We start from the raw sequence: 766 nt of genomic DNA on the forward strand, positions 1-766 counted from the left end.
CCTCCGGACAGAGTGTCGCAAGCGCGGGGAGGTAGAGCCGGGCTCTGCCCGGCTGGCAGGTGCCGCTCGCCTGCCCGGCGGGCACCCCATGACTTCCGGGCATCGGGCCGGGGCAGGGGGCTGGGCTACACTCGGCGGTTCTTTCACCAGGGGCTGCTCAATGCGCTCGAACCTGCTCGCTTTCTCCGTCGTCGCCAGCCTTGGGCTGGTCCAGGTCGCCCATGCCGCTGAAGGCATGTGGGTGCCGCAGCAGCTGCCGGAGATTGCCGGGCCGCTCAAGCAGGCCGGTCTGAAGCTGTCGGCCGAGCAGATCTCCAACCTCACCGGCGACCCGATGGGCGCGGTGGTGGCGTTGGGCGGCTGCACGGCCAGCTTCGTGTCCCCGCAGGGTCTGGTGGTGACCAACCACCATTGCGCGTACGGCGCGATCCAGCTGAACTCGACCGCCGAGAAGAACCTGATCAAGGACGGCTTCAACGCGCCGACCCTGAAGGACGAGCTGAGCGCCGGCCCGAATGCGCGCGTGTTCGTGCTCGACCAGATCACCGACGTGACCGCGCAGGCCAAGGCCGCGATCGCCGCCGCCGGCAAGGACCCGCTGGCCCGCACCCGCGCGCTGGACGCCTTCGACAAGGCCCAGACCGCCGCCTGTGAAGCCGATGCCGGTTTCCGCTGCCGTCTCTTCAGCTTCTCCGGTGGCAACACCTACCGGCTGTTCCGCAACATGGAAATCAAGGACGTGCGCCTGGTCTATGCGCCCCCGGGC

Annotated in this window: 1 protein-coding gene; it reads left to right on the forward strand. The window is 69.2% G+C overall.

Annotated elements, in window-relative coordinates; genetic code table 11:
* Positions 1–160: 160 nt before the first annotated feature.
* The coding region (locus tag DBR34_RS23970; RefSeq protein ID WP_258224114.1) for a S46 family peptidase at positions 161–766 on the forward strand (606 nt) is incomplete at its 3' end.

It is taken from the genome of Stenotrophomonas sp. HMWF003 (assembly GCF_003061285.1).
In the GTDB taxonomy this organism is placed as follows: Bacteria; Pseudomonadota; Gammaproteobacteria; order Xanthomonadales; family Xanthomonadaceae; genus Stenotrophomonas; species Stenotrophomonas maltophilia_AP.